At 60.1% G+C, this 24,060-nt stretch carries 28 protein-coding genes; 13 read left to right on the forward strand and 15 right to left on the reverse strand.

Going from position 1 to position 24,060, the window contains the following annotated elements; genetic code table 11:
• Positions 1-3: 3 nt before the first annotated feature.
• The gene (locus PI739_RS04260; protein ID WP_003371488.1) at positions 4-174 is read right to left on the reverse strand and encodes a PA1571 family protein; all 171 of its coding nucleotides are present in this window, start codon (positions 172-174) and stop codon (positions 4-6) included.
• A gap of 286 nt (positions 175-460) precedes the next feature.
• On the opposite strand from PI739_RS04260, the gene PI739_RS04265 reads away from it, so the two are divergent.
• Positions 461-2,230 (forward strand): ABC transporter transmembrane domain-containing protein, encoded by a 1,770-nt coding sequence (locus PI739_RS04265; protein WP_024663020.1) that lies wholly within the window; start codon positions 461-463, stop codon positions 2,228-2,230.
• A 59-nt stretch (positions 2,231-2,289) separates the two neighbouring features.
• On the opposite strand, the gene ppnP is transcribed toward PI739_RS04265, so the two are convergent.
• Positions 2,290-2,571 (reverse strand): pyrimidine/purine nucleoside phosphorylase, encoded by a 282-nt coding sequence (gene ppnP / locus PI739_RS04270; protein WP_003371493.1) that lies wholly within the window; start codon positions 2,569-2,571, stop codon positions 2,290-2,292.
• 112 nt (positions 2,572-2,683) lie between these two features.
• Positions 2,684-3,226, reverse strand: a complete 543-nt coding sequence (locus tag PI739_RS04275; protein WP_003371494.1) for a 3'-5' exonuclease — start codon at positions 3,224-3,226, stop codon at positions 2,684-2,686.
• 252 nt (positions 3,227-3,478) lie between these two features.
• Here PI739_RS04275 and PI739_RS04280 point away from each other — a divergent pair, with 252 nt between their 5' ends.
• Complete coding sequence (locus tag PI739_RS04280; protein WP_032609972.1) at positions 3,479-4,318, forward strand: substrate-binding periplasmic protein; 840 nt, start codon at positions 3,479-3,481, stop codon at positions 4,316-4,318.
• A 35-nt stretch (positions 4,319-4,353) separates the two neighbouring features.
• On the opposite strand, the gene PI739_RS04285 is transcribed toward PI739_RS04280, so the two are convergent.
• Both PI739_RS04285 and eat read right to left on the reverse strand, forming a co-directional pair.
• On the reverse strand, positions 4,354-4,521 hold the full coding sequence (locus tag PI739_RS04285; RefSeq protein ID WP_003371498.1) for a DUF2897 family protein: 168 nt from the start codon (positions 4,519-4,521) through the stop codon (positions 4,354-4,356).
• Between the two features lie 119 nt (positions 4,522-4,640).
• On the reverse strand, positions 4,641-6,005 hold the full coding sequence (gene eat / locus PI739_RS04290; protein ID WP_054081137.1) for an ethanolamine permease: 1,365 nt from the start codon (positions 6,003-6,005) through the stop codon (positions 4,641-4,643).
• A 291-nt stretch (positions 6,006-6,296) separates the two neighbouring features.
• Between eat and pyrF the strand changes: the two genes are divergently transcribed.
• Positions 6,297-6,995, forward strand: coding sequence for an orotidine-5'-phosphate decarboxylase (gene pyrF, locus PI739_RS04295; protein WP_271351504.1), 699 nt, complete (start codon positions 6,297-6,299; stop codon positions 6,993-6,995).
• Between the two features lie 76 nt (positions 6,996-7,071).
• On the opposite strand, the gene PI739_RS04300 is transcribed toward pyrF, so the two are convergent.
• Positions 7,072-8,079 carry an NADP-dependent oxidoreductase gene (locus tag PI739_RS04300; protein WP_003436735.1) on the reverse strand — a complete coding sequence of 336 codons (1,008 nt, stop codon included), beginning with the start codon at positions 8,077-8,079 and terminating at the stop codon, positions 7,072-7,074.
• 375 nt (positions 8,080-8,454) lie between these two features.
• On the opposite strand from PI739_RS04300, the gene PI739_RS04305 reads away from it, so the two are divergent.
• Entirely contained in the window at positions 8,455-9,390 is a 936-nt protein-coding gene (locus tag PI739_RS04305; protein ID WP_074808009.1) for a S66 peptidase family protein, read from the forward strand.
• Between the two features lie 28 nt (positions 9,391-9,418).
• On the opposite strand, the gene PI739_RS04310 is transcribed toward PI739_RS04305, so the two are convergent.
• Entirely contained in the window at positions 9,419-10,612 is a 1,194-nt protein-coding gene (locus PI739_RS04310) for a benzoate/H(+) symporter BenE family transporter (RefSeq protein ID WP_024663024.1), read from the reverse strand.
• Between the two features lie 116 nt (positions 10,613-10,728).
• Positions 10,729-11,199, reverse strand: a complete 471-nt coding sequence (locus PI739_RS04315; RefSeq protein WP_042931015.1) for a MarR family transcriptional regulator — start codon at positions 11,197-11,199, stop codon at positions 10,729-10,731.
• 82 nt (positions 11,200-11,281) lie between these two features.
• Between PI739_RS04315 and PI739_RS04320 the strand changes: the two genes are divergently transcribed.
• Genes PI739_RS04320 through PI739_RS04330 form a run of 3 tightly spaced genes read left to right on the forward strand, consistent with a single transcriptional unit; the run spans position 11,282 to position 13,507 of the window.
• Positions 11,282-12,448 (forward strand): aminotransferase-like domain-containing protein, encoded by a 1,167-nt coding sequence (locus tag PI739_RS04320; RefSeq protein WP_003436731.1) that lies wholly within the window; start codon positions 11,282-11,284, stop codon positions 12,446-12,448.
• A 39-nt stretch (positions 12,449-12,487) separates the two neighbouring features.
• Complete coding sequence (locus PI739_RS04325) at positions 12,488-13,090, forward strand: glutathione S-transferase family protein (protein ID WP_271351505.1); 603 nt, start codon at positions 12,488-12,490, stop codon at positions 13,088-13,090.
• Between the two features lie 30 nt (positions 13,091-13,120).
• Positions 13,121-13,507, forward strand: coding sequence for a lysozyme inhibitor LprI family protein (locus PI739_RS04330; protein ID WP_271351506.1), 387 nt, complete (start codon positions 13,121-13,123; stop codon positions 13,505-13,507).
• A 21-nt stretch (positions 13,508-13,528) separates the two neighbouring features.
• Here PI739_RS04330 and PI739_RS04335 read toward each other — a convergent pair whose 3' ends face one another.
• Together PI739_RS04335 and folE are read right to left on the reverse strand one after the other, a co-directional pair.
• Positions 13,529-13,906: a glutaredoxin family protein gene (locus tag PI739_RS04335; protein WP_003315148.1), complete on the reverse strand. Its 378-nt coding sequence runs from the start codon at positions 13,904-13,906 to the stop codon at positions 13,529-13,531.
• 73 nt (positions 13,907-13,979) lie between these two features.
• Positions 13,980-14,525, reverse strand: a complete 546-nt coding sequence (gene folE / locus PI739_RS04340) for a GTP cyclohydrolase I FolE (protein WP_010427107.1) — start codon at positions 14,523-14,525, stop codon at positions 13,980-13,982.
• Between the two features lie 357 nt (positions 14,526-14,882).
• Between folE and PI739_RS04345 the strand changes: the two genes are divergently transcribed.
• Entirely contained in the window at positions 14,883-15,050 is a 168-nt protein-coding gene (locus PI739_RS04345; RefSeq protein ID WP_003371518.1) for a hypothetical protein, read from the forward strand.
• Positions 15,051-15,511: 461 nt separating this feature from the next.
• Here the strand turns inward: PI739_RS04345 and PI739_RS04350 are convergent, their stop codons facing one another.
• The 3 genes from PI739_RS04350 to PI739_RS04360 form a co-directional block, all read right to left on the reverse strand.
• Complete coding sequence (locus PI739_RS04350; RefSeq protein ID WP_003436724.1) at positions 15,512-16,069, reverse strand: Smr/MutS family protein; 558 nt, start codon at positions 16,067-16,069, stop codon at positions 15,512-15,514.
• Positions 16,070-16,114: 45 nt separating this feature from the next.
• On the reverse strand, positions 16,115-16,432 hold the full coding sequence (locus tag PI739_RS04355; protein ID WP_003371523.1) for a hypothetical protein: 318 nt from the start codon (positions 16,430-16,432) through the stop codon (positions 16,115-16,117).
• A 148-nt stretch (positions 16,433-16,580) separates the two neighbouring features.
• On the reverse strand, positions 16,581-17,171 hold the full coding sequence (locus PI739_RS04360; protein ID WP_003315142.1) for a cysteine hydrolase family protein: 591 nt from the start codon (positions 17,169-17,171) through the stop codon (positions 16,581-16,583).
• Between the two features lie 260 nt (positions 17,172-17,431).
• Here PI739_RS04360 and prmB point away from each other — a divergent pair, with 260 nt between their 5' ends.
• Positions 17,432-18,340: a 50S ribosomal protein L3 N(5)-glutamine methyltransferase gene (gene prmB / locus PI739_RS04365; protein ID WP_003371525.1), complete on the forward strand. Its 909-nt coding sequence runs from the start codon at positions 17,432-17,434 to the stop codon at positions 18,338-18,340.
• 73 nt (positions 18,341-18,413) lie between these two features.
• Here prmB and PI739_RS04370 read toward each other — a convergent pair whose 3' ends face one another.
• Both PI739_RS04370 and PI739_RS04375 read right to left on the reverse strand, forming a co-directional pair.
• Positions 18,414-19,217, reverse strand: coding sequence for a hypothetical protein (locus tag PI739_RS04370; protein WP_003315140.1), 804 nt, complete (start codon positions 19,215-19,217; stop codon positions 18,414-18,416).
• 143 nt (positions 19,218-19,360) lie between these two features.
• The gene (locus PI739_RS04375) at positions 19,361-20,392 is read right to left on the reverse strand and encodes an alpha/beta hydrolase (RefSeq protein WP_003436719.1); all 1,032 of its coding nucleotides are present in this window, start codon (positions 20,390-20,392) and stop codon (positions 19,361-19,363) included.
• A 141-nt stretch (positions 20,393-20,533) separates the two neighbouring features.
• Between PI739_RS04375 and aroC the strand changes: the two genes are divergently transcribed.
• From aroC to PI739_RS04395, 4 genes are all read left to right on the forward strand, one after another.
• Positions 20,534-21,625, forward strand: coding sequence for a chorismate synthase (aroC, locus tag PI739_RS04380; RefSeq protein ID WP_003436716.1), 1,092 nt, complete (start codon positions 20,534-20,536; stop codon positions 21,623-21,625).
• Between the two features lie 30 nt (positions 21,626-21,655).
• A complete protein-coding gene (locus tag PI739_RS04385; RefSeq protein WP_003371532.1) occupies positions 21,656-22,819 on the forward strand; it encodes an MFS transporter in 1,164 nt (387 codons plus the stop codon).
• Positions 22,816-23,430, forward strand: a complete 615-nt coding sequence (locus tag PI739_RS04390; protein ID WP_003371534.1) for a methylthioribulose 1-phosphate dehydratase — start codon at positions 22,816-22,818, stop codon at positions 23,428-23,430. Before PI739_RS04385 ends, PI739_RS04390 begins: the two co-directional genes overlap by 4 nt.
• An 82-nt stretch (positions 23,431-23,512) precedes the next feature.
• The gene (locus PI739_RS04395; protein ID WP_054081134.1) at positions 23,513-24,058 is read left to right on the forward strand and encodes a 1,2-dihydroxy-3-keto-5-methylthiopentene dioxygenase; all 546 of its coding nucleotides are present in this window, start codon (positions 23,513-23,515) and stop codon (positions 24,056-24,058) included.
• Positions 24,059-24,060 lie beyond the last annotated feature (2 nt).

The following is a 24,060-nucleotide window of genomic DNA, read 5'->3' on the forward strand; positions in this document are numbered from 1 at the left end:
GTTTTATTTTTCCGGGGTTACCCAGTGCTTGTCGCATTCCTGGCAGGCAGCCTGAACCATTTCTTCGGTGATCAGGACTTCTTGTCCGTGCTGGTCAAGAATGGCACCGCCAACCGGCAGATTAGGCGTGGCTCGAACAACCTGAACTTCATTGCTGCGCTCTTGCGGGTTCATGGTGTTTCTCCTTTCATCAGGTAACGGCGTTAAGTTAACCGCGCTTGATGACCGGTCCGTGACAGGTACTGTCAGCCGCTCAAACGCGCTGCAAGTGCAACAGATATGATGCAAATCTGCCAGCAGGCGCTTAGATCGATGTCTTATAGCGGCCTCTGTAAAGCAGTCATAACCTGACTCTGGAAGCCAGCCGCAAGTTCATTCGAAATGATGTTCGGCGCCCCGGCCACACAGGTGTAGGCTTTGCAACTCAGACAGATCGGGCACACAGGCAGGTTCATCGTTCATGATTTCACGGATTACCCGACGTCATCGCCAGGCCTTGCGTCTGGCTGCGAGCTTCATCGCGCCGTATCGCTGGCAAGCGCTCGGCGCGTTGTTGGCATTGGTCATCACCGCAGGTATCACCCTGTCGATCGGGCAGGGCATCAAACTGATGGTCGATCAGGGTTTCATGACCCGCTCACCGCAACTGCTCGAGCGCTCGATCGGGTTTTTCATGCTGCTGACGGTCGGCCTCGCCGTCGGAACCTTCGCCCGCTTCTATCTGGTGTCGTGGATCGGCGAGCGTGTGGTTGCCGACTTGCGCAAGAAAGTATTCGATCACCTGATCGAACTGCATCCGGGCTTCTACGAAAACAATCGCAGTTCGGAAATCCAGTCGCGACTGACCGCCGACACCACGCTGTTGCAGTCGGTCATCGGCTCGTCACTGTCGATGTTCCTGCGCAACGCGCTGATGGTCATTGGCGGCATCGTGTTGTTGTTCATCACCAACCCCAAACTCACCAGTATCGTGGTGGTGGCGTTGCCGCTGATCATCGCACCCATTCTCATGTTCGGGCGGCGGGTACGAAATCTGTCGCGCGAAAGTCAGGACCGGGTTGCCAATGTCGGCAGTTACGTGGCCGAAGCCCTGGGGCAGATCAAGACAGTGCAGGCGTACAACCATCAGCAGCAGGACAAGCAGCGTTTTTCGCATACGGTGGAGCAGGCGTTCGAGACCGCTCGTAAACGTATCCTGCAGCGCTCATGGCTGATCACGCTGGTGATCGTTCTGGTGCTGGGTGCCGTGGCGGTGATGTTGTGGGTCGGCGGTATGGACGTGATCAGCGGCCGCATCTCAAGCGGTGAGCTGGCAGCGTTCGTGTTCTACGCGCTGATGGTCGGTATGGCGTTCGGTACGTTGAGCGAGGTGATTGGCGATCTGCAGCGCGCCGCCGGTGCCGCAGAGAGGATCGGCGAGCTGCTTCAGGCACGCAGCGAGATCAGTGTGCCGACCACGGATCTGCAGAGCCTGCCGCAGCGCATCAGTGGGCGTCTGGCGCTGGAGAATGTCACCTTCGCCTACCCATCGCGTCCTGAGCGCAATGCGCTGGATAACCTGACCCTGAGCATCGAGCCCGGTGAAACCCTGGCGCTGGTCGGGCCCTCCGGTGCGGGCAAGTCGACCATTCTGGATCTGCTGTTGCGTTTTTACGACCCGATTCAAGGGCGCATTCTGATCGAGGGCGTGCCGATCGCGCAGCTCGATCCCCATGATCTGCGCCGCTGCTTCGCGCTGGTTTCACAATCGCCCGCCCTGTTTTTCGGCAGCGTCGAGGACAATATTCGTTACGGTAACGCCACTGCGAGCCTTGAGCAGGTACAGGCTGCGGCGCGCATTGCCCATGCGCACGAGTTCATTCTCGACATGGCCAACGGCTACGGTACGCATCTGGGTGAGGGCGGGGTGGGATTGTCCGGCGGACAGCGTCAGCGTCTGGCGATTGCCCGTGCCTTGCTGGTCGATGCGCCGATTCTGCTGCTGGACGAGGCGACCAGTGCGCTGGATGCGCAGAGTGAGCACTTGATTCAACAGGCCCTGCCGAGCCTGATGCAGGGGCGTACGACGCTGGTCATCGCCCACCGGCTGGCCACGGTGCAGAATGCCGACCGGATTGCCGTCATGGATCAGGGGCGGTTGGTGGCCGTGGGCACCCATCAGCAGTTGATCGCCAGCAACCCGCTTTATGCGCGACTGGCGGCGTTGCAGTTCAATGCCGGGGTTGAGTAGGAGAGGGCGAGGAGGGGCTGTGGGCAACGTGGGAGGTCAAGCCTCCCACTCGCTGAGTCTCAGCGATATTCGCACAGGTAGGCGGTATCGACTTTGACCTTGAGCTGGAACTTGCTGTTGGCCGGTACGTTGAACTGGTTGCCGGTGGCAAAGGTTTCCCAGTCAGTGCTGTCCGGAAGCTTCACGCTCAATTCGCCGGAGATCACATGCATGATTTCCCGTTGCGCCGTACCGAACTCATATTCGCCCGCTGCCATGACACCGATGGTTGCCTCACCATCGGCCTGCGTGAAGGCGATGGATTTGACGGTGCCGTCGAAGTACTCGTTGACCTTGAACATGGGCGATTCCTTTTGAAAGGGCTGAAAATGGCTCGCCAGTATGCCCAACACGTTAAAACTCGTCACGCCCCTTGCACATCGACGCTGACGAAACGTCGACCTGCAGCGGCATTCAGTTGGGCAGAATCAACGGCAGCAGCCTGGCAGTATTGCGCGCATCGACCAAGGCGCGGTGCTGTTGCCCGCTGAACTGCATGCCTGCCAGTTGCAAGGCACTGTTCAGCCCCATCGGTTTCTGCAAATGGCGAGCCTGGGCGAAACGCTGTTTGAGATTGACGTGCGGCATGCTGGACAGTGCACTGTCGAGGTGATGCTGACGCCATTCCTCTTCCAGTTGCTGACGATCGTAATCCCCCCAACTGGCCCAGCCCACGATACGTGCACGGTGATGGCTCAACCAGCGCTCGAACTGCGGCCACACCGTCGTCAGCGGTGCAGCGCTGTCGATGCTGCTCTGGTTGATATGGGTCAGCTCGCGGCAGAAATGGGTCAGCAGCGGCCTGCGCGCCGGGCGCACGAAGCGTTCGAAATGGTCCAGCTCGCGTCCGTCCTGATTGACCAGTGTCGCGCCTATCTCGATGACTTCCATTTCTGCGACCGGCCACCCACCTTCTTCGGTCGTAGCCTCAAGATCAATCACCAGCCAGTGCGGCATCATCAAGCTTCCTTACGATAGTCAATGGCTTGAGCGTAGCCAGATTAACCCGTTGCGCACACCCTGAGCCTTGCATCGGCACCCTTGTTGTAACGACTGCCCCTACAGTGACCACGGGTGATTGCATTGGTGCCTCGCAGGCGGCTGTCACTTGCCTGGGCGAATACCGCAAGGATGCCGCAGAGCGCTGACGCCGTCGATTTGACAGTTGTTTAAATCATGGAAACCGCATAGTTTGAACGGCTTTGATTGATGTCGTGTTTTATGAAAAGACTTGCAGTGTTAATTGACGGTGTGGCGCGCAAGATCGTTACCGGCGTCATGCTCTTCATTCCGTTGATGGCAACGCCGCAGGTCTTCGCCGCGCAGATCGTGCGCGTGGCCGCAGTGCACTTCCCCCCTTATATGGTGCGCCCTGAAAAAGGTGAAGACGCCGGTCTTTTACCCAGGTTGATCGACGCCCTGAATGGCGAGCAGGACGACTACGAATTCGTGATGATCCCGACCTCGGTGCCCCGGCGTTTTCGTGATTTCACGGAAGGGCGTTTCGATGTTGCAGTCTTCGAAAACCCTGACTGGGGCTGGAAGGACATTCCACATGAACAGCTCGATATGGGGCTCGAGGATGCCGAGGTCTATGTGGCGCGCCGGGAAGAAGGGCGGGGGCAGGATTACTTCGACACCCTGGCTGACAAACGTCTGGCATTGTTCAGTGGCTATCATTATGGATTTGCCAACTTCAATACCGATCAGAAGTACCTGAGCGAGCACTTCACCATTACCTCCACGTACTCCCACGACAGCAACTTGCTGATGGTGGTGCGCGGCCGCGCCGATATTGCACCCGTTACCCGTTCGTACCTGATTGATTTCATGGCGCATAACAAGGATGAAGCGGCGCAGTTGATGGTGTCCGACCGTGTCGATCAGATCTACCGTCAATATGCGTTGTTGCGCCCGAACGGCAACATTGATGTTTCGCACTTCAGGCAATTACTGGAGAGGTTGCGTGCAGATGGGCAGTTGGCGAAGATTTTCGAGCCGCTAAATATCAAGGTGCTTCCGATAAACGCCGAGATGCCTGACAAGTAGCGGGTGGCAGGTGTCCGCCTGCCACCCGGAGGCACTTAGCGGTCCTTGGCGTCCTTGGCATCCATTTCTGCGTTGCGCTCGTGGACGCGCTTGAGCTGTTCTTCAGTGAGGGGCAGTTTCTTGGCTGTGTCGCGCAGCATCATCAGACCGCCGACGACCGAGCCAATGGCTACGAGCAGAATTAACCAGGCATACCAGGGCATAGCGCTCTCCTTGTTGTGATACCGGTTTGAGCAGCACGGCTACCCAATGGTTCAAGTGTATGCGCCTTGAAGGGGTTGCGTGCGAAAGCATTCGCCCGCAACCCGAAGAACTCCGGTGATCAATCCCCGGTCAGCATCGCGTCGGTCGGCGCGTCGGCACGGGATTTGGCGGTCAGACTGAAGTAGATAAAGCCGATGGCCATCAGGCCCAGGAAAATCAGGCCGATCAGTGCGTTGAACCAGGCCATTGCCACCAGGCACACGACGGCCAGCGCCAGAGCGATGCCGGGCACCACTGGATAACCGGGTGCGCGGAACGTGCGCTCCAGGCCAGGCTCGGTCTTGCGCAGTTTGAACAGGCTGAGCATGCTCATGATGTACATGACGATGGCGCCGAACACGGCCATGGTGATCATCGCAGCGGTCAGCGTCATGCCGCTCAGGTTGATCAGGCCGTCGCTGTAGATCGCGGCGATGCCGATCAGGCCGCCGGCGATGATTGCCCGGTGCGGTGTCTGGAAGCGCGAGAGCCTGGCCAGCGAGGCGGGCAGGTAGCCAGCGCGGGCGAGGGCAAAGAACTGGCGCGAGTAACCCATGATGATCCCGTGGAAGCTGGCGACCAGGCCGAACAGGCCGATCCACACCAGCATGTGCAGCCAGCCGGAGCTGTCACCGACCACGGCTTTCATGGCTTGCGGCAGGGGATCGTTGATGTTGGCCAGGGTGCGCCAGTCACCCACGCCACCGGCAAACAGCATGACGCCGATCGCCAGTATCACCAAGGTCAGAATGCCGCTGATATAGGCCTTCGGGATGGTACGTTTCGGGTCCTTGGCTTCTTCGGCGGCCATTGCAGCGCCTTCGATGGCCAGAAAGAACCAGATAGCGAAGGGAATGGCAGCGAACATGCCGGCAATGGCTTCGGGTCCGAAAGTCTGCGAACCGGCCCAGCCGTTCAGGGCGAAGTTGCTGAAGCTGAACGCAGGTGCAACCACGCCCATGAACACCAGCAACTCGGCCACAGCCAGAATGCACACCACCAGCTCGAAGGTTGCCGCGAGCTTCACGCCCACGATGTTGAGCGCCATGAACACGATGTAGGCGCCGACTGCCGCATGCTTGGGGTCAAGACCCGGGTATTGCACGTTGAGGTACGCACCGATTGCCATGGCAATCGCCGGTGGCGCAAAGACGAATTCGATCAGCGTGGCCATGCCGGCGATCAGTCCGCCTTTTTCGCCAAAGGCGCGACGGCTGTAGGCGAACGGACCGCCCGCGTGGGGGATGGCAGTGGTGAGCTCGGTAAAACTGAAGATGAAACAGGTGTACATGGTTGCAACCATCAGGGCTGTTACCAAAAAGCCCAACGTACCCGCGACGCCCCAGCCGTAGCTCCAGCCAAAGTATTCGCCGGAAATCACCAGCCCTACCGCGATTCCCCATAAATGAATCGTGCCGAGCGTCGGCTTGAGTTGTGTGCTCATTGTTCTCTCCCTGGGATTCGATAAACGTTGAAACATCCTGTTGCAGAGGCCGTGCCAGTGCACGCATCGGTGTCGTGATGCTTCAAAACGGGTCGTTTACAGAACGTCAGGGTGAATCGATTCAACTCGTTGTAAAGCTTTGGTCCGGATTGGTGCGGCGATGACCGCCAGGGGTGCATGGAATTCAGAGGTGTCAGGACGCTGTTCGGGCAAATGCCGATCTACGGGTCCCGCCAGTGCGCCGGTTCAGCTACAATGCGCGCCGATTTCGACTTACCTGAGACCACGCTCATGTCCGCCTGCCAGACTCCTGTCATCGTTGCCCTGGATTTTCCGACCCGCGAAGCCGCCTTGCGCCTGGCTGATCAGCTCGATCCCAAACTGTGCAGGGTCAAAGTTGGCAAGGAACTGTTCACCAGTTGCGCGGCCGACATTGTCGAGACCCTGCGCCACAGGGGCTTCGAGGTGTTTCTGGATCTGAAATTCCACGACATCCCCAACACCACGGCGATGGCGGTCAAGGCGGCGGCCGAGATGGGCGTGTGGATGGTCAACGTGCACTGCTCGGGTGGCCTGCGCATGATGGCGGCCTGTCGGGAAGTGCTTGAGCAGCGCACCGGTCCACAGCCGCTGCTGATCGGTGTGACCGTTCTGACCAGCATGGAACGTGAGGACCTGGCCGGTATCGGCCTGGACATCGACCCGCAGGTGCAGGTGCTGCGCCTCGCTGCTCTGGCCGAGAAGGCCGGGATGGATGGTCTGGTCTGCTCGGCGCTGGAAGCGCAGGCTCTGAAAGCCGCTCACCCGTCATTGCAACTGGTGACACCCGGCATTCGTCCGGCGGGCAGTGCGCACGACGACCAGCGTCGTATCCTGACCCCCCGTCAGGCACTGGATGCAGGCTCTGACTACCTTGTCATCGGCCGCCCGATCAGCCAGGCGGCTGACCCGGCGAAGGCCCTGGCGGCGGTGGTTGGCGAGCTGGCTTGAGTGGATGGTTCGTAGCGTCACGGCTCTTTACCTGCATCGTGGGGAAGGGCTGTGACGCTGCGAAAACCCTGCGGGTTTATTCCACTTTCAGGATCAGCTTGCCCTGATTCTCACCGCTGAACAGCATCTGGAAGGTTTCCGGGAACGTCTCGAGGCCTTCCACGATATGCTCCTTGCTCTTGAGCTTGCCTTCCTTGATCCAGCCGGCCATGACCTGGCCCGCTTCTGCAAAGCGCTCTGGGTGGTCCAGTACGATGAAGCCTTCCATACGTGCACGGTTGACCAGCAGCGACATGTAGTTGGCCGGGCCTTTGATCGCCTTGGTGCTGTTGTACTGGCTGATGGCGCCACAGATCACCACTCGCGCGCCGACCGCCAGTTGGCTGAGTGCCGCATCGAGGATGTCGCCACCGACGTTGTCGAAGTACACATTTACGCCATCCGGGCAGTGACGTTTCAGACCGTCCATGACGTCTTCGGATTTGTAGTCGATGGCGGCGTCAAAGCCCAGCTCCTCGGTCAGCAGACGGCATTTTTCCGTGCCTCCCGCAATGCCGACGACCCGGCATCCCTTGAGCTTGGCGATCTGCCCGGCCACGCTGCCGACAGCGCCTGCCGCACCGGAAATCACCACGGTGTCACCGCTTTTCGGTTGGCCGACGTCCAGCAGCGCCAGGTAGGCGGTCATGCCGGTCATGCCCAGTGCTGACAGATAAAGGGGCAGTGGCGCAAGGTTCGTGTCCACCGTGTAGAAACCCTTCGGTTCACCAGCAAAGTAGTCCTGCACGCCCAGGGCGCCCTGAACATGGTCACCTACGGCGAACTTGGGGTTTTTCGATTCAATTACTTCACCCACGCCGAGGGCACGCATTACTTCGCCCAGCTTTACGGCTGGAATGTAGGATTTGCCGTCATTCATCCAGCCACGCATTGCCGGGTCCAGTGACAGGTATTTGCTCCTGACCAGAATCTGCCCGTCGGCAAGTGCGCTGACCGGGACTTCCTGATAGGTGAAGTCTTCACGGCGCGCATCGCCCGAAGGGCGCTTGGCGAGCAGGAACTGGCGGTTGGAAAGATCGGTCATGGCAGGGTCTCCTGAAAAGGGTTCAAGAATGGATTCAAACGCTCATCGCGCCATTCGGACAAGAAGCGATCACCCAGCGAATGCCGTTTGATCCATGTGATTGATAGGAGTCCGTTGCGCCGCTGGCGTTCAGACGGATCTGCGGATGAGCCATGCTGATGACGGATATGGCTTGAGTCGCGCCCCCTCAGTGCTCTAGGCTCTGTACGAAAAGTGGCTGCGCTCGGTGATGCTGCGTTAAACACAGGCTCGGAATGTTCATTTACAACACGTACACTCCGCTTCCTCGCCTGTTTTTGCCTTGCCTGACCTTCGCTCGCCGACTTTTCGTACAGAACCTAGATTCCTAGTTCGATCAACGCTTGGACGACCGTGATGCCTGCCACCTCTTCAAACACTCTTCACCCCCGGGCTCTGCGAGCTGGCGACGCCGTGGCACTGGTCTCTCCGGCAAGCCCTGTGGACCCCGGCAAGATCCAGGCGGCGGTGGCGGTACTTGAGGGGTGGGGGCTGCGCCCGCGGGTCTATCCGCATGCGCTGGGCAACTACTCGTTCTATTCGGGGACCGATGAAGAGCGGCTCGCCGACCTCAACGCCGCGCTGGCCGACCCGGAAATCCGCGCGGTCATCTGCACTCGCGGTGGCTATGGCGTGCAAAGGATTGTCCAGCAGGTGGATATGGACGCGGTGCGTCGTGATCCCAAGCTGGTGACTGGCTTTTCTGACATCACCGCGTTGCACGGTGCGCTGTGGAACCATGCGCGCCTGGCGACCATTCATGGACCGGTCGCTTCGCAGCTGGAACGTGGCGGTCTGTTCGTCAGCGGTATGCGCCATGTGTTGATGAGCACAGAGCCGGTCCTGCTCAAGGCTGATCCGGCCTCGCCAACGGCCAGGGTCAGAACCGCTGGCAGCGCACAGGGCCTGCTGTTGGGCGGTAACCTGTGCATCCTCGATACCTCTGTGGGTACGCCGTTCATGCCTGACCTGAGCGGCGCCATCCTGCTCATCGAAGAGGTCAACGAACCCGCCTACCGGGTCGACCGCATGCTCACCCACCTGGGCAACTGCGGGATTCTTGCGTCTCTGGCCGGCATTGCCGTCGGCGAATTTACCCCTGCTCCAAACACTGGCCGCACCATCAGCCCCGCGGATGTGCTGCTGGAGCGGCTGGGCAGTCTCGGCATCCCGGTGCTCGGCGGTCTGCCGGTAGGGCACGGAGATCCCAATCAGGCCGTGCCCCTGGGTACCCAGGCGATACTCGATGCCGACGCCGGAACCCTGCTGGTAGCGGCTGCCGCGCGTAGTTGATGTCTCTGCCGCGCTGCCAGCGGTTGGCCTAATCGGCCTTGCGTGTGTTCAGGATCAGCAAGGTCAGCAAACCCGCGACGATGCCCCAGAATGCCGAGCCTATGGAAAACAGCGTGAGTCCCGAGGCGGTTACCATGAAGGTGATCAAGGCGGGTTCGCGTTCCCTCGGTTCGGCCATCGCAACGGTCAGGCCATTGGTGATCGACCCGAGCAGCGCCAGCGCGGCAATCGAGAGCATCAGTTCCTTGGGGAACGCACTGAACAGACCCGCCAGGGTGGCACCGAAAATGCCGGCTATCGCATAGAAAATCCCGCACCAGATCGCCGCTGTATAGCGTTTGGACTTGTCCTCGTGCGCATGAGGGCTGGTACAGATGGCGGCACTGATCGCGGCCAGATTGATCCCGTGGCAGCCAAACGGTGCCGTGAGCAATGAGGCAAAGCCTGTCACCGATATCAGCGGCGAAACAGGCGGGAAGTAGCCATCGGCTCGCAACACGGCCACACCCGGCATGTTCTGCGAGGTCATGGCCACCACGAACAGCGGGATGCCAATGCTCACTGTCGCTGCCCATGAAAACGCCGGGGTGGTCCAGACCGGTATGGCGACTTCCAGCGCCAGGCCGTCAAAGTTCAGCAAACCCAGCATGCCAGAGATGCCGATACCGACCAGCAGCGCGAGCAGCACCGAGTAGCGCGGCGACAGGCGCTTGACCAGCAGGTAAGTGAAAAACATGCCCATTACCAGGCTGGTGTGGTGCTGTGCGGCAATAAAGATCTCACTGCCGATCCGGAACAGAATCCCTGCCAGCAAGGCCGCAGCCAGCGACGCTGGCAGACGCCGCACAATGCGCTCGAAACTGCCGGTCACCCCGCACAGAATCACCAGCAGCGCGCTGGTGATGAACGCGCCAATGGCCTGCGGGTAGCTGACGCCGCCCAGGCTGGTGATCAGCAGTGCGGCGCCGGGTGTCGACCACGCCACGGTAATTGGCATGCGGTAGCGCAGCGAGAGGCCGATGCTGCACACCGCCATGCCCATGAACAGCGCCCACAGCCACGATGAAATCTGCACGCTGCTCAGCCCTGCCGCCTGGCCCGCCTGGAAAATCAACACCAGCGAACTGGTGCAGCCGGTCATCATGGCGATGAAACCGGCAACCACCGCCGACGGCGATGAGTCTGTCAGCGGGCGCAATGGCACCTTCAGGGATTGGTTCATGCTGGGCGTTCCTTGAAACGGGCAGGTAGCAAAGGGCGCCAAGCCTAAACGCATGGCTGCTGCGCCTTGCAATACAGCGACATGAGTAAACGCCAGCACAGTTGCAGCTGCGGCGTTTACTCGGCGTCAGCCCCGGCCGGACAGGCGCCGGATTGCAGGGTCTGCCCCAGCGCCCGATTGACCGTCAGCCAGCCATCCACGGCATCCTGACCTGCTTCGGCGAACACCCGCTGCAGCAGTTTGACCTGTTCGCGGCGCAAGCCCTGTTCAAAGAGGGCGCCTTCATCGGTGAGGCCCAGCAGTCGTTTGCGCTTGTCATTTTCGGGGGCAGCGCTGTGCACCAGATTCATGGCGATCAGCTGACGTAGCGGGGCATTGAGGGCCTGTTTGCTGACGCCCAATACGGTGAGCAGCTCCTTGACGCTCAGGCCGGGGTAACGGGCGATGAAAAATACGATGCGCTGGTGCACGCGACTGAAGCCGCGTCTGGCCAGCATTTCATCAGCCTTGGCAGTGAATGCCTGATAGCCGAAGAAGAACGCTTCCATGGCCATTTGTTGATTGGCAGGTTTTTTAAGGTCAAGCATGTTGACGTATCCGGGTTGATCGTCGTAATTTGAGTCAACCAGTTTGACGTATTTCCAATTGTCTCGGCTACAGGTAACTGCCATGGCTTTCTCCGAACGCGTTTCCCGTCTGAAAAGTTCTCTGATTCGCGAGATCCTCGCCGCCGCTCAGCGCCCGGAAGTGATGTCGTTCGCCGGTGGGCTGCCCGCCGAGTCAATGCTGCCCAAAGTGGAGTGGGCCGACATGCCCGTTGCGCTGGGTCAGTACGGCATGAGCGAGGGCGAGCCTGCGCTGCGTGAAGCGCTGGCCGCCGATGCCCGCGCTCTGGGTATCGACTGCGACGCCCGTCAGGTAATGGTGGTCAGTGGTTCTCAGCAGACACTGGACCTGGCCGCCAAGCTGTATATCGACAAAGGCACCGAAATTCTCCTCGAGGCGCCCACCTATCTGGCGGCGTTGCAGATATTCCAGCTGTTCGGCGCCGACTGCATCACCGTGCCGTTGCAGGCCGAAGGCCCGGACCTGCTTGCGATGCGTCAGCGTCTGGAACAGCACAAACCAGCCTTCGCCTACCTCATCCCGACGTTCCAGAACCCCTCGGCGGTGCGCTACAGCCAGGCCAGTCGCGATGCCGTTGCGGCCTTGCTCGATGAGTTCGGTGTCACGTTGATCGAGGACGAACCGTACCGTGAACTAAGTTTTGACGGCGGCAGTGCCAGGCCGATTGTCAGCAGTCTGAAAACGGCCAGCTGGATTTATACCGGCACGGTTTCCAAGACACTGCTGCCAGGCCTGCGGGTGGGTTATCTGATCGCCAGCCCCGATCTGTTTCCGCACTTGCTGCGTCTGAAGCAGTCGGCCGATCTGCATACCAATCGCCTCGGCCAGTGGCAGGCCTTGCAGTGGATTGGTACTGAGCACTATCGTGAGCATCTGGTGACGCTGTGCGAGTTTTACCGGGGCCGTCGTGATGCGTTCGAGAGTGCCTTGCAAACGCATTTTTCAGACCTGGCCACCTGGAACAGCCCGCAAGGCGGACTGTTCTTCTGGTTGACGCTGAAGCAGCCGCTGGATACGCGCACCTTGCTGGATGCAGCGCTGGCGCACGATGTGGCGTTCATGCCGGGCGAACCTTTTTTCGCCGATCCGGACGCCAATCACGGTCACTTGCGGCTCAATTTCAGCCATATCGACCCTGCACGGCTCGATGAGGGTATAAAACGTCTGGCGTCGGTGGTCCGCGCAGCACACCTTCTGCAAGCCGCCTGATTCAAGACGTCAACATAGACGCAGCAAGGGAGCAGTCTGATGTACAAGGTTTATGGCGATTACAACTCGGGCAACTGCTACAAGGTCAAGCTGATGCTTAATCTGCTGGGCAGTGAGTACGAGTGGGTGCCGGTCGATATTCTCAACGGCGAAACACAGACCCCGGCGTTTCTGGAAAAGAACCCCAACGGCAAGATTCCGGTGCTGGAGCTGGAGGATGGCACTTGCCTGTGGGAGTCCAACGCGATTCTCAACTTTCTGGCTGACGGCTCTTCGTACCTGCCAAGCGAACCGAGGTTGCGCACCCAGGTGCTGCAATGGCAGTTCTTCGAACAGTACAGCCATGAGCCGTCGGTCGCGGTGGCCCGTTTCATCCAGTTCTACCTGGGCTTGCCGGCTGAACGCATGACCGAGTATCGCGCCATGCAGAAAGCCGGCTATCGCGCACTGGCGGTCATGGAGCAGCAGCTCGACCGTACGCCGTTTCTGGTCGGCGAGAATTTCTCCATCGCCGACATTGCCTTGTATGCCTACACCCACGTCGCGCATCAGGGCGGTTTCGATCTGGCACCCTATACCGGGATCCGCCGTTGGCTGGGTCGGGTCAAGGCACAGCCGGGTTATATCGGTATGCTGGACTGACACATCCGTCATTTGAACAAAGGGAAATGTATGCGCGTTTCAATCGTACTTCTGGGTGCTTTCATTGCGCTGGGTATCGGCTGCTCGGCCCAGGCCGAGGACTGCGACGCCAATCAGGCCAGCATGAACCGCTGCGCTGCCAATCAGCAGGCAGCGCTCGATGCCGAGCTCAACAAGCAGTACAACGCGCAAATGGCGTGGTTGAAGACCCCGGCGAAAAAGCAGGCACTCAAGGACGCACAACGAAAGTGGATAGCCCTGCGTGATGCCGATTGCCTGTATCAGGCGGGCAAGCCCGAGGATTCAGGCTCTGTCTGGCCGTTGCTGCAATCGCAATGCCTGGCCGAGCAGACCCGTGTGCGTCTCAAGCAGCTGCAAGCCTATGTGGCTTGCCGCGAGGAAGGTTGCCCGCGCTGAGAGGCGCCGGGCAAACAGCGGTCAGATCGCTCCGAAGCGCTGGTTCAAATAGTCGATGATCACCTTGGATTCATACATCCATACGGTTTTGTCGCCTTCCTCGATGCGCAGGCAAGGCACCTTGATCCTGCCGCCCTCGTTGAGCAGTGTCTGGCGATCAAGCTCATTGTTTTTCGCATCGCGCAACGCGACCGGAACATTCAGGCGGCGCAGGGCGCGACGCGTCTTCACGCAGAACGGGCAGGCATGGAACTGATACAGCGTCAGGTCCTGAGCCGCTTCAGCGACAGCCGCCTGGGCCTGCGGGTCACGTTTTTTCCTGCTCGGGCGAGTCAGGAAATCAATGCCGATGACGAGTTGGCCGAGGCCGACTCTTAACGCTTTCATGAACAAGGTCATACCTCTTGCGGGCGGTGGCGTGGCCAGCCGTGCATTCAGCGTGCCTCACGGCAGGTGAACGCAGGCTGAACGGTCACTTGATCAGGCTGAGAAACTCGCTGCGGGTGGCCGCGTTTTCACGGAACTCGCCCAGCATCACCGAGGTGATCATGGCCGAGTTCTGCTTCTCGACGCCACGCATCATCATGCACATGTGCTTGGCTTCGATCACCACCGCAACGCCCAGCGCGCCGGTGACCTGCTGAATGGCCTCGGCGATCTGGCGGCTCAGGTTTTCCTGGATCTGCAGACGGCGGGCATACATGTCGACGATCCGCGCTACTTTCGACAAACCAAGCACCTTGCCCTGCGGGATGTAGGCCACGTGTGCCTTGCCAATGAACGGCAGCAGATGGTGCTCGCACAGTGAGTACAGCTCGATGTCCTTGACCATCACCATTTCACTGGCATCGGAGCTGAACAGCGCGCCGTTGGTCACTTCTTCCAGGGTCTGCGCGTAGCCGCGACACAGATACTGCATGGCCTTGGCGGCGCGCTTGGGGGTGTCCAGCAGACCTTCGCGCGAGACGTCCTCGCCCAGTTGCCCGAGGATGGCGGTGTAATTCTGTTCCAGTGTCACAGAGGGTGATTCCGTATAGGTTTCAGAGCGGTACGTTTGGGGCTGTACCGATTTTTTACCAATCGAACTGGTGTCCCGTTTGCCGATCCCGCTCCAGTGGAATTGGGCGATTTCGCATACGTGACCTGCGGATCTCGTTGATTGGCGATGAATGCGGGGTTTATCCCGGCGATTGGGCACATGGTAGCGTAGGTGTGCTCGCAGTTGTACTGCCGTGGCCTCGTAATGCTTTCGCAATCAGCTCCGGTTTTTAGACTTTGCCCGGCATTGCGCTATAGCCAGGTGCTTTCCAGCGTCGCTGGACCAAGCGAAGGTGTGCACATAACGCACGAATCGGCATTTCGAGAGAAGATGAGTATGAGTCACGATCAAGTCATAAAGCGGATGCGCGAAGACCTTGAGCAGTTGGGCAACGAGGTCCGCAATATGTCTGCCCATGAACCACGAAACGTCCTGGTGTCTGCTGCATCCGGTGCAGTATTTGCTCTGGTTTTTTCATGGCTTGCATTCAAGGTCTGGTTCTGAACGCCTGCGAGAGCTAGGCCACGGCAGTTAATCGCCTGAGTCAGGCCAAGGCCATATGGCTTTTTTGTGTCTGACGGCCCGTGTCTTGTTTGCCCTTGGAAATCCGCTTTTACAGCTTTTGTATCCTCTCGCTTACACGTTGGCGACCAGATCGCTACCCACTTCTGACGTCCATCACGGTCTGAGTAGGCAGGTCATCAATCCATTGCCTGTCTAGAGAGTAAACCCGGATGTTGAGTCGAGTAGCAAAAATAGCGTTGTTCGCGATTGTACTGTCGTCCGTTTCCGGCTGCTGGCCGTTCTGGCCTGGCCCGGGCGGACATGGCGGCGGCGGTGGCGGTCACCATGAAGGCGGTGGCCCTGGTCCTGGCGGCCCTGGCCCGGGTCGCTGACTCACCAGCAGGGCGGCGGTTCGCTGCCCGGCGTACAGGGTCTGACTGACTGGAAGGGCGCGGCGGGTTCTACTCGTCGCGCCCTTCCATCATGGTGCGCCTGAGTATCACGTACACCGCACCCGCACCGCCATGCTTGGCCAGGCATGAACAAAAGCCCAGTACCTGCGGATGCTGACGCAGCCAGGTGTTGACGTGGCTTTTGATCATCGGTCGCTTGCCGTCCAGGCGTACCGCCTTGCCATGGGTGACACGTACGCAGCGTATTTCCAGACGCGTCGCTTCAGCCAGAAACTCCCACAGCGTCTCTCGCGCCACTTCCACGCTCATGCCATGCAGGTCAAGGCTGCCCTCGAAGCTGATCTGCCCGAGTTTGAGCTTGCGCATCTGACCTTCCTGCACGCCGTCACGCGACCAGCTCAGGATATCCTCAGGACCGACGTCGATCACGAATTGATCCGACAAGCCGTCGACGGTCACCGAGTCGGTACGCACGGTTGCCGACTGGCGCAGACGGGCCAGCATTTTTCGATCGGTCTTGGGTTTGCCGACATCGGCGTGTTCATGCTTGAGCGGCTTGACGCCGCGTGTCTCGCTTCTGAACAGGGAAAAATCGTCGTCTTGCATGTGGCCTCCGCGAAGGAGGCCATTCTAACCGCTCAGGCGAGAGGGTCAGTTGTGTTTTTTCATCAGATGCGAAGAGATACTCAAGCCGCCGCCACTGCGCTGACGACGGCAGCGGCGCCATAGCCAGACGCCCATGTACAGCACCAGCAATCCGCCGATGGCGACAAACGCCGCGCCGCCCGGGCTGGCATTCAGTTCGCCCAGCATCTGCGGGTGAACCGTGAGGCTGGATGCACCGGCAACTGCCAGCAACAGGCCTGCGACCACAAGGAGCAGTGCGATCAGCGTGCCGATGCGTTTGCCCCAGTTGCCCTGACCCCTGGGGCGCAGGCGACGTGCATCGAAACCATCTGACGTTTTCATGCCTTTTCCTCAACAGGTATCAGCTCAATGGAGTATCGGCGCTCTGACCCGGGGAAGGAGGGGTGGTTCCCGCCTCCGGGACGATCCATGACGGCAAAGGATGGGCGGTTATGTGAACGCTGTCACACGCTCCTTCGCCTGTGTAGCGTCAGACAAGGTCTTTGGTCAGAGCCAGGGTGGCGAAGTTGTCGGCCATGATTGCCATCTCGGTCCTGTGCACGACCTCAGCGCTGACCACACCGTGCGGGCTCGGCAGGTCACGGGTTGCGCAGGCATCGTCGACCAGGGTGCAGCGATAGCCGTAGTCCTTGGTGGCGCGAACCGTGGTGCTGATACTCGAATGGCTCATGAAGCCGCAGACGATCAGGTCCAGGTGCCCCAGGCTCTGCAGCAGTTCATGCAGTCCGGTGCCATTGAAGGCATTGGGCAGGCGTTTTTCGACCAGATGTTCATCACCCTGCGGCAACAGCTCCGGCACCAGTTCGCCGCGCTCGCCATGTGGATCGAACGGGCCGCCCACAGTGCCCAGATGGCGGATGTGAACAATCGGGCACTTGACCGCCCGTGCTTTTTCGACCAGTCGGCCGATGTTGGCCATCGCTTCCCTGACGCCGGTCAGGGCCAGCGGGCCGCGAAGGTATTCTTTTTGCGCGTCGATGATGATCAGCGTCGCGTTACTCAGATGGGCAGGCGCATGCACCCGGCCACTGAGTTGAAACATGGTCTTTAAATCGGACATTCACGGGCTCCTTGGTGTGGGGCTTTTGCGACATTGTCCTCTGGCTGAAGCGTTCTGGGAATGGCAACCATCGCAAGCCACGGTTTTTATGGCCTGCAGGGCAGTTGGAGGAGGGGATGGATGGCGGTTTGCCTTGATGGCGGTACGCGAATCATGGAAACTTCCCCGCCTATCGGGTACGAAGAATGCACGTTGTTCGTAACCAGACTGTTCACCGAGGCTCGTCTTACAACAGTTCGTGCCTTTCAAGGAGTTTGTCCATGATCACTTCCCGTCTGCGTACCGTGCGCGACCATATACGCTGGGCCGTCAGCCGCTTTCACGAGGAAGACGTATTTTTCGGTCATGGCACCGACAATGCCTGGGATGAAGCGCGGCAACTGGTACTGGGCGCACTGCACCTGCCTTGGGAAATTGCCGACAGCTACCTGGATTGCCGCCTGGAAGTCGACGAAATATCCGAACTGCAACGCTTGATCAAGCGGCGCATCGATGACCGTGTGCCGACCCCATACCTGCTGGGCGAGGCCTGGTTCTGTGGCATGTCGTTCATTGTCGATGACCGCGTCCTGATCCCGCGCTCACCTATTGCCGAGCTGATCGAAGAGCGTTTCGCCCCTTGGCTGGCCGACGAGCCGGCGCGGATTCTCGACCTGTGCACTGGCTCCGGTTGCATCGGTATCGCCTGTGCCGATGTGTTCCCGGAAGCCGAGGTGGCCCTGGCCGACCTGTCCTACGACGCGCTGGAAGTGGCCAACCAGAACATCGAACGTCACGGCATGGAGGACCGGGTCTACACCGTTCAGGGCGACGGATTCGACGGCCTGCCGGGTCAGCGCTTTGACCTGATCGTTTCCAACCCGCCCTATGTGGACGCCGAAGACTTTGCCGATATGCCTGACGAGTATCAGCATGAGCCGGAGCTGGCGCTGGCCTGTGGCAGCGATGGCCTGAACCTGGTCCGCCGCATGCTCGCCCAGGCCGCCGATCATCTCAACGAGAAGGGCCTGTTGATTGTCGAGGTCGGCAATAGCCAGGTGCACGTGCAGGCGCTGTATCCGGAGGTCGATTTCGCCTGGCTGGACTTCCAGCGGGGCGGGCATGGTGTGTTCATGCTCACGGCAGAACAGTGCCGCGACCATCAGGCATTGTTCCAGTCGAAGGTTTGAGCTCAACAACTGCGATAAGCGGCTGAGACCAAAGGGAGGCTGATATCAGCCTCCCTTTTTATCGGCGTGTCTTTTATCGGTGCGTCGCGATCCAGATCAGCAGTCCGGCCTGAAAGACCGCGAAGGTCACCAGGCAGGCAATCGTGAAGCGCAGGCCGCTGTCCTCACGCTTGTATTTGCTCACCCGGTCTTCATGCTGACGGATCGTCACCTCCTGTTCGATCAGGTTTTTCTCGGCCTTTTCCAGCATTTGCGAGGCTTCGAGAATCTCGATGATCTGCACCTTGTCGTTGTTCCAGGTGCTGTGCAGGTTGCCGACGTGTACATCCTTGATCGCGCCTTTCATGTGCTGGGCATCGGCATACGTCACTTCAAAGCCCAGAGTGCGCAGAAAGTGATCGCGACGCAGACGTGTGTCTTCGTTCAGACCGTCCTTGCTGGCCAGCGCCACGCCTTCAATCTTGTAGGAAGACCATCTTTTCTGCGCCCAATGCACCGCATGCGCAATCATGAAGCGCCCGATGCCGCGGTTCCATGGCTCGATCTGCAAGCCTGACTCGGGACCGAAGCGCACCATGCGCTTTTCGTGGTCGGCCCAGATATCCAGATGGTTCTGTTCCTTGCGGACCCGCTGACCTGGCAATTGCACCGTGATCCGCAGCAGGCTCAAGGCCTTGCTGTGCCGCTCGGCACGCCCGAACTGTACGAAGCGCAGAGGGCGGCCGCCGGTAGCACGGTCGGTAGGCAGTGGCGACAGACGCAGCATCTGAAAGCTTTCGGGCAGAACGTCTTCCCACGGCTGCGGGGGTACTGGCACTGCGACTTCTGCGCTGGCCGGTTCTGCGAGGGTTTCAGTCATGGTAGTTGCGTCTGTCATAAGGGTGTCCTTTCCTGGGCCTTGCCCCGGAGCATGTTTGCCGGGGCATAAAGGTGCCGAAACACTAAGGTGCCGGAACACAGGGCCAGCACATTGCTATCGGCCAGATTTGCCAGGACTGAAGGGCTATTGACTCGTGCGCGTCAGATCTTTTTTCCGTGTGGGGCGTCCGGGGCAGGGAGTGCCTTGATGAAGCTCAGGATCCGCTCGGTCACTTCACTGGCCAGCGGCTGGGTCGGATTGCGGTAGGAGAGCAGTTGCTGCTGCAAATCGTCCGGGACGATGCGCAGCACATGATTCATGCCGTCGATCAGGGCCAGTTGGGCGTCCGGTTTGGCTTTCTGCAGCAGCAGCGCGTCGCCCACACCGACCTGAATATCGTTGCGACCCTGAACGATCAGCGCCGGAATGTGCAAGGCACCGAAAGCCGCCGCCGGATCCTGGCGGAACAGCGAGATCAGGTACGGCTGGACACTGGGGCGGAACACCACTTCCAGCTCGGCGGGCACGTTGTCATCGGTCTTGCCAGCCTTGAGTTCGTCGAGCAACTGATCGCTGCGCTGCAGCAGGTCCGGTGGCAGGCGCTCCTGAAACTGTTCACGCAGCACCTGATCCACCGGGCGTCCGGTGCCGGCCACGGAAATCAGCGCTGCTGCACCTACCTTCTCAGCCGCCAGCGTCGCCACCAGCGCACCTTCGCTGTGGCCCAACAGAATCAACTGGCCCAGGCGCGGGTTGGCTTTCAGTGCTCTGGCCCAGAGCTGGACATCGGCCACGTAGCGCTCGACGCTCAGGTTGCGTTCATCCGGTGTGACCGCCTTGCTGGCCGCGACGCCACGTTTGTCGTAGCGCACGCTGGCGATATTGTTGCTGGCCAGGATCACTGCCAGGCGTTTCATGCTGTCGTTGCGTCCACCTTCCGGGTTGTTGCCGTCGCGGTCGGTGGGGCCGGAACCGGCGACGATCAGCACCACCGGCACCGGTTTGTCGGAACGCGGCATCAGCAGCGTGCCGTACAGCTTGCCGTTTTCGGTGTCCACGCTTATCGGCCGCTGCACCGTGCCGGGGGCCGCAGCGCTGGCGGTCGCGGCGGCCAGGCTCAGGATCAGGGTTATCGGCAGGGCCAGCAGACGCAGCGCGTTGGGAACTCGAAGCAGGGAAATACCGGATAACATCGCAAGGCCATCATTGGGGGAGTCACGCTTGGACGCACGCCGTGACAGAAGGTTCGAGGATGAACTGAACCGCGAGCCTGCGTATACTGGCGCGCTTGGTTTAACGATCTGGTTTTTTGGCTGATTTTTCGGAGCGCCCGCATGTCCGGCAACACTTTCGGCAAGCTGTTCACTGTCACCACCGCCGGCGAAAGCCACGGCCCGGCGCTGGTCGCTATCGTCGACGGCTGCCCGCCGGGGCTGGAGCTGGACCTGCAAGACCTGCAGCGCGACCTGGATCGGCGCAAGCCGGGCACCAGCCGCCATACCACGCAGCGTCAGGAGGCCGATGAAGTCGAGATTCTCTCGGGTGTCTTCGAGGGCAAGACCACTGGTGCGTCCATCGGCCTGCTGATCCGCAACACCGATCAGAAGTCCAAGGACTATTCGGCGATCAAGGACCTGTTCCGCCCGGCCCACGCCGATTACACCTATCACCACAAGTACGGCATCCGCGATTACCGCGGTGGTGGCCGCAGTTCGGCAAGGGAAACCGCCATGCGTGTGGCCGCAGGGGCCATTGCCAAGAAGTATCTGGCAAGCCAGGGCATCGTCATTCGCGGCTACATGAGCCAGCTTGGCCCGATCCAGATCCCGTTCAAGACCTGGGATTCGGTCGAAGACAACGCGTTTTTCTGCCCCGACCCTGACAAGGTGCCGGAACTGGAAGCCTACATGGACCAGCTGCGCCGTGATCAGGACTCGGTCGGTGCGAAAATCACCGTGGTCGCAGAAGGCGTGATGCCGGGGCTCGGCGAGCCGATCTTCGATCGTCTGGACGCTGAGCTCGCCCACGCGCTGATGAGCATCAACGCGGTCAAGGGTGTGGAGATCGGTGCCGGTTTCGACTGTGTTGCCCAGCGCGGCACCGAGCACCGCGACGAGATGACGCCCCAGGGTTTCCTGTCCAATCACGCGGGCGGCATTCTCGGCGGCATTTCCTCCGGCCAGCCGATCATCGCGCATCTGGCGCTCAAGCCGACCTCCAGCATCACCACGCCAGGGCGTTCGATCGATGTCGATGGCAACGCCGCCGACGTGATCACCAAAGGTCGGCATGACCCGTGTGTCGGCATCCGTGCCACACCGATTGCCGAGGCAATGATGGCCATCGTTCTGCTGGATCATCTGCTGCGTCATCGCGGTCAGAACGCTGACGTCAGCGTCAACACGCCTGTGCTGGGGCAGGTGTAATGCACGCTGTTACGGTTGCGGACTGCTAGCGTGGCGCAACCTGCCGGCGGACAGCTGCCTTACTGGCGGCTGTCCGGGTTCTACGTATGCTATTTCGCCTTGCTGGGCCTGTCGGCGCCTTTCATGGCCCTTTACCTGCATCATCTGGGTTTTTCCAGCGCACGGATCGGCGAACTGGTCGCCATCCCCATGCTGATGCGCTGCGTTGCGCCCAATCTCTGGGGGTGGCTGGGTGATCACACCGGTTGGCGTCTGACCATTGTGCGGTCTGGCGCCATCTGCACATTACTGGCGTTTTCGCTGATCCTGGTCGAAAAAAGCTATGCCTGGCTGGCGATGGTCATGGCGCTCTACGCGTTCTTCTGGCACGCCGTGCTGCCGCAGTTCGAAGTCATCACCCTGGCACACCTGCAAGGCCAGACCTCGCGTTACAGCCAGATCCGCCTGTGGGGCTCGATCGGTTTCATTCTGGCGGTCGTGGTGCTGGGGCGGGTGTTCGAATGGTTCAGCCTGGACCTGTTCCCCTACATCGCACTGGCGATCATGTCCGGTATCGTTGTCAGCAGCTGGTGGGTGCCGAATGCGCATCCAGCACCGTCGAGCCTTGAAACCGGGCCGGGCGGCTTTCTCAGGCAACTGACGCGCCCCGGTGTATTGGCGTTCTACCTCAGTGTCGCGCTGATGGTGCTCAGCCATGGCCCGTATTACACCTTTTTGACCCTGCACCTCGAAGCGCTTGGTTACAGCCGGGGCCTGATCGGCCTGCTGTGGGCGGTCGGCGTGGTGGCCGAAGTGCTGATGTTCACGGTCATGAGTCGGATTCTGCAGCGCTTCACCGTGCGCCAGGTACTCTTCGCCAGCTTTCTGCTGGCCGCATTGCGCTGGCTGCTGCTGGGGCTGTTTGCCGATCACCTCACCGCGCTGCTGATTGCGCAGGTGATGCACGCCGCGACATTCGGCAGCTTTCACGCCGCTGCCATTCACTTCGTGCAAAGTAGCTTCGGTCCGCGTCAGCAAGGTCAAGGGCAGGCGCTTTATGCCGCCTTGTCCGGCGTCGGCGGGGCGTTGGGTGCTCTGTATTCCGGTTACAGCTGGAACGCACTGGGCCCGGTCTGGACCTTTGCCATCGCCAGCCTTGCAGCCTTGGCCGCTGCCGTCATGATTGTCACACCCAAGAAAGAGGAAGGTGTATGAGCCGCGAACAATTGAGCCTGGAAATCATCGAGGCCGGGCGTTTTCTGTACGGCCGTGGCTGGTCGCCTGCCACCAGCAGCAATTACTCTGCGCGTCTTTCTGCCAGCGAGGCGCTGTTGACCGTGTCCGGCAAGCACAAGGGCCAGTTGGGCCCTGACGATGTGTTGGCCACCGATCTGGCTGGCAACAGCCTGGAACCCGGTAAAAAACCGTCTGCCGAGACCTTGCTGCATACCCAGTTGTACAGCTGCAGGCCGCAGGTCGGCGCCGTGCTGCACACCCACTCGGTCAACGCGACCGTGTTGTCGAGGCTGACCACGGCCGATCATCTGGTGTTCGAGGATTACGAACTGCAAAAGGCCTTTAGCGGCGTGGTGACTCATGAGTCGCAGGTCGTGGTGCCGATTTTCGACAACGATCAGGATATTGCCCGCCTCGCGGCAAAGGTGCAGCCTTGGCTGGACGCCCATCCCGAGTGCGCCGGCTACCTGATCCGCGGTCATGGCCTCTACACCTGGGGCGCTAAAATGAGCGACGCCTTGCGCCAGATCGAAGCGTTCGAGTTCCTGTTCGAGTGCGAACTGAAAATGCGCGCGGTATTGAACCGCTGATCGTATCCCGCCCAAACCAGCCTGTAAGCCTGACCGGCCTGTAAAAGCCGGAAGGCGTTGCACCAAACCGAGGATTTCACGCATGAGCAGCCTGTCCGTTTATCACGTTTCAAGCCCTGATATGCCCAACAAGGTGCTGACCCATCTGGAAGACATCGCGTCGACGCTGGCCGAGCAAGGGGTTGCGTTCGACCGCTGGGAGGCCGCGACGCCGATCACCCCCGGTGCCAGTCAGGAAGAGGTGATCAGCGCCTATCGCACCCAGATCGACAAGCTGATGACCGAGCGCGGTTATGTCACCGTGGACGTCATCAGTCTCAACAGCGATCATCCGCAAAAAGCCGAATTGCGCGCCAAATTTCTTGAAGAGCACCGCCACGGTGAAGACGAAGTACGCTTTTTTGTCGCCGGGCGCGGCTTGTTCACCCTGCACATCGACGACTATGTGTACGCCGTGTTGTGTGAAAAGAACGACTTGATTTCCGTACCGGCCGGCACGCGGCACTGGTTCGATATGGGCGAAAACCCGCACTTCGTTGCCATCCGCCTGTTCAACAACCCTGAAGGCTGGGTGGCCAATTTTACCGGTGAAGACATTGCCGGCCGTTTTCCACGGCTGGAAGACTGAGA

Origin of the sequence: Pseudomonas cerasi (genome assembly GCF_027983475.1) — a bacterium.
GTDB classification, from domain to species: domain Bacteria; phylum Pseudomonadota; class Gammaproteobacteria; order Pseudomonadales; family Pseudomonadaceae; genus Aquipseudomonas; species Aquipseudomonas cerasi.

Excerpts from the sequence above, each read along its gene's own strand:
- PI739_RS04265 (WP_024663020.1), top strand. The coding sequence starts at position 461 with ATGATTTCACGGATTACCCGACGTCATCGCCAGGCCTTGCGTCTGGCT.
- PI739_RS04330 (WP_271351506.1), top strand. The coding sequence starts at position 13,121 with ATGCGCGTTTCAATCGTACTTCTGGGTGCTTTCATTGCGCTGGGTATC.
- PI739_RS04285 (WP_003371498.1), bottom strand. The coding sequence starts at position 4,521 with ATGCCCTGGTATGCCTGGTTAATTCTGCTCGTAGCCATTGGCTCGGTC.
- PI739_RS04360 (WP_003315142.1), bottom strand. The coding sequence starts at position 17,171 with ATGTCCGATTTAAAGACCATGTTTCAACTCAGTGGCCGGGTGCATGCG.
- PI739_RS04395 (WP_054081134.1), top strand. The coding sequence starts at position 23,513 with ATGAGCAGCCTGTCCGTTTATCACGTTTCAAGCCCTGATATGCCCAAC.
- PI739_RS04315 (WP_042931015.1), bottom strand. The coding sequence starts at position 11,199 with ATGCTTGACCTTAAAAAACCTGCCAATCAACAAATGGCCATGGAAGCG.
- pyrF (WP_271351504.1), top strand. The coding sequence starts at position 6,297 with ATGTCCGCCTGCCAGACTCCTGTCATCGTTGCCCTGGATTTTCCGACC.
- PI739_RS04260 (WP_003371488.1), bottom strand. The coding sequence starts at position 174 with ATGAACCCGCAAGAGCGCAGCAATGAAGTTCAGGTTGTTCGAGCCACG.
- PI739_RS04305 (WP_074808009.1), top strand. The coding sequence starts at position 8,455 with ATGCCTGCCACCTCTTCAAACACTCTTCACCCCCGGGCTCTGCGAGCT.
- PI739_RS04275 (WP_003371494.1), bottom strand. The coding sequence starts at position 3,226 with ATGCCGCACTGGCTGGTGATTGATCTTGAGGCTACGACCGAAGAAGGT.
- PI739_RS04370 (WP_003315140.1), bottom strand. The coding sequence starts at position 19,217 with ATGACAGACGCAACTACCATGACTGAAACCCTCGCAGAACCGGCCAGC.
- ppnP (WP_003371493.1), bottom strand. The coding sequence starts at position 2,571 with ATGTTCAAGGTCAACGAGTACTTCGACGGCACCGTCAAATCCATCGCC.
- PI739_RS04375 (WP_003436719.1), bottom strand. The coding sequence starts at position 20,392 with ATGTTATCCGGTATTTCCCTGCTTCGAGTTCCCAACGCGCTGCGTCTG.
- PI739_RS04350 (WP_003436724.1), bottom strand. The coding sequence starts at position 16,069 with ATGCAAGACGACGATTTTTCCCTGTTCAGAAGCGAGACACGCGGCGTC.
- eat (WP_054081137.1), bottom strand. The coding sequence starts at position 6,005 with ATGAGCACACAACTCAAGCCGACGCTCGGCACGATTCATTTATGGGGA.
- PI739_RS04280 (WP_032609972.1), top strand. The coding sequence starts at position 3,479 with ATGTCGTGTTTTATGAAAAGACTTGCAGTGTTAATTGACGGTGTGGCG.
- PI739_RS04310 (WP_024663024.1), bottom strand. The coding sequence starts at position 10,612 with ATGAACCAATCCCTGAAGGTGCCATTGCGCCCGCTGACAGACTCATCG.
- PI739_RS04320 (WP_003436731.1), top strand. The coding sequence starts at position 11,282 with ATGGCTTTCTCCGAACGCGTTTCCCGTCTGAAAAGTTCTCTGATTCGC.
- prmB (WP_003371525.1), top strand. The coding sequence starts at position 17,432 with ATGATCACTTCCCGTCTGCGTACCGTGCGCGACCATATACGCTGGGCC.
- PI739_RS04300 (WP_003436735.1), bottom strand. The coding sequence starts at position 8,079 with ATGACCGATCTTTCCAACCGCCAGTTCCTGCTCGCCAAGCGCCCTTCG.
- aroC (WP_003436716.1), top strand. The coding sequence starts at position 20,534 with ATGTCCGGCAACACTTTCGGCAAGCTGTTCACTGTCACCACCGCCGGC.
- PI739_RS04345 (WP_003371518.1), top strand. The coding sequence starts at position 14,883 with ATGAGTCACGATCAAGTCATAAAGCGGATGCGCGAAGACCTTGAGCAG.
- PI739_RS04325 (WP_271351505.1), top strand. The coding sequence starts at position 12,488 with ATGTACAAGGTTTATGGCGATTACAACTCGGGCAACTGCTACAAGGTC.
- PI739_RS04390 (WP_003371534.1), top strand. The coding sequence starts at position 22,816 with ATGAGCCGCGAACAATTGAGCCTGGAAATCATCGAGGCCGGGCGTTTT.
- PI739_RS04335 (WP_003315148.1), bottom strand. The coding sequence starts at position 13,906 with ATGACCTTGTTCATGAAAGCGTTAAGAGTCGGCCTCGGCCAACTCGTC.
- PI739_RS04355 (WP_003371523.1), bottom strand. The coding sequence starts at position 16,432 with ATGAAAACGTCAGATGGTTTCGATGCACGTCGCCTGCGCCCCAGGGGT.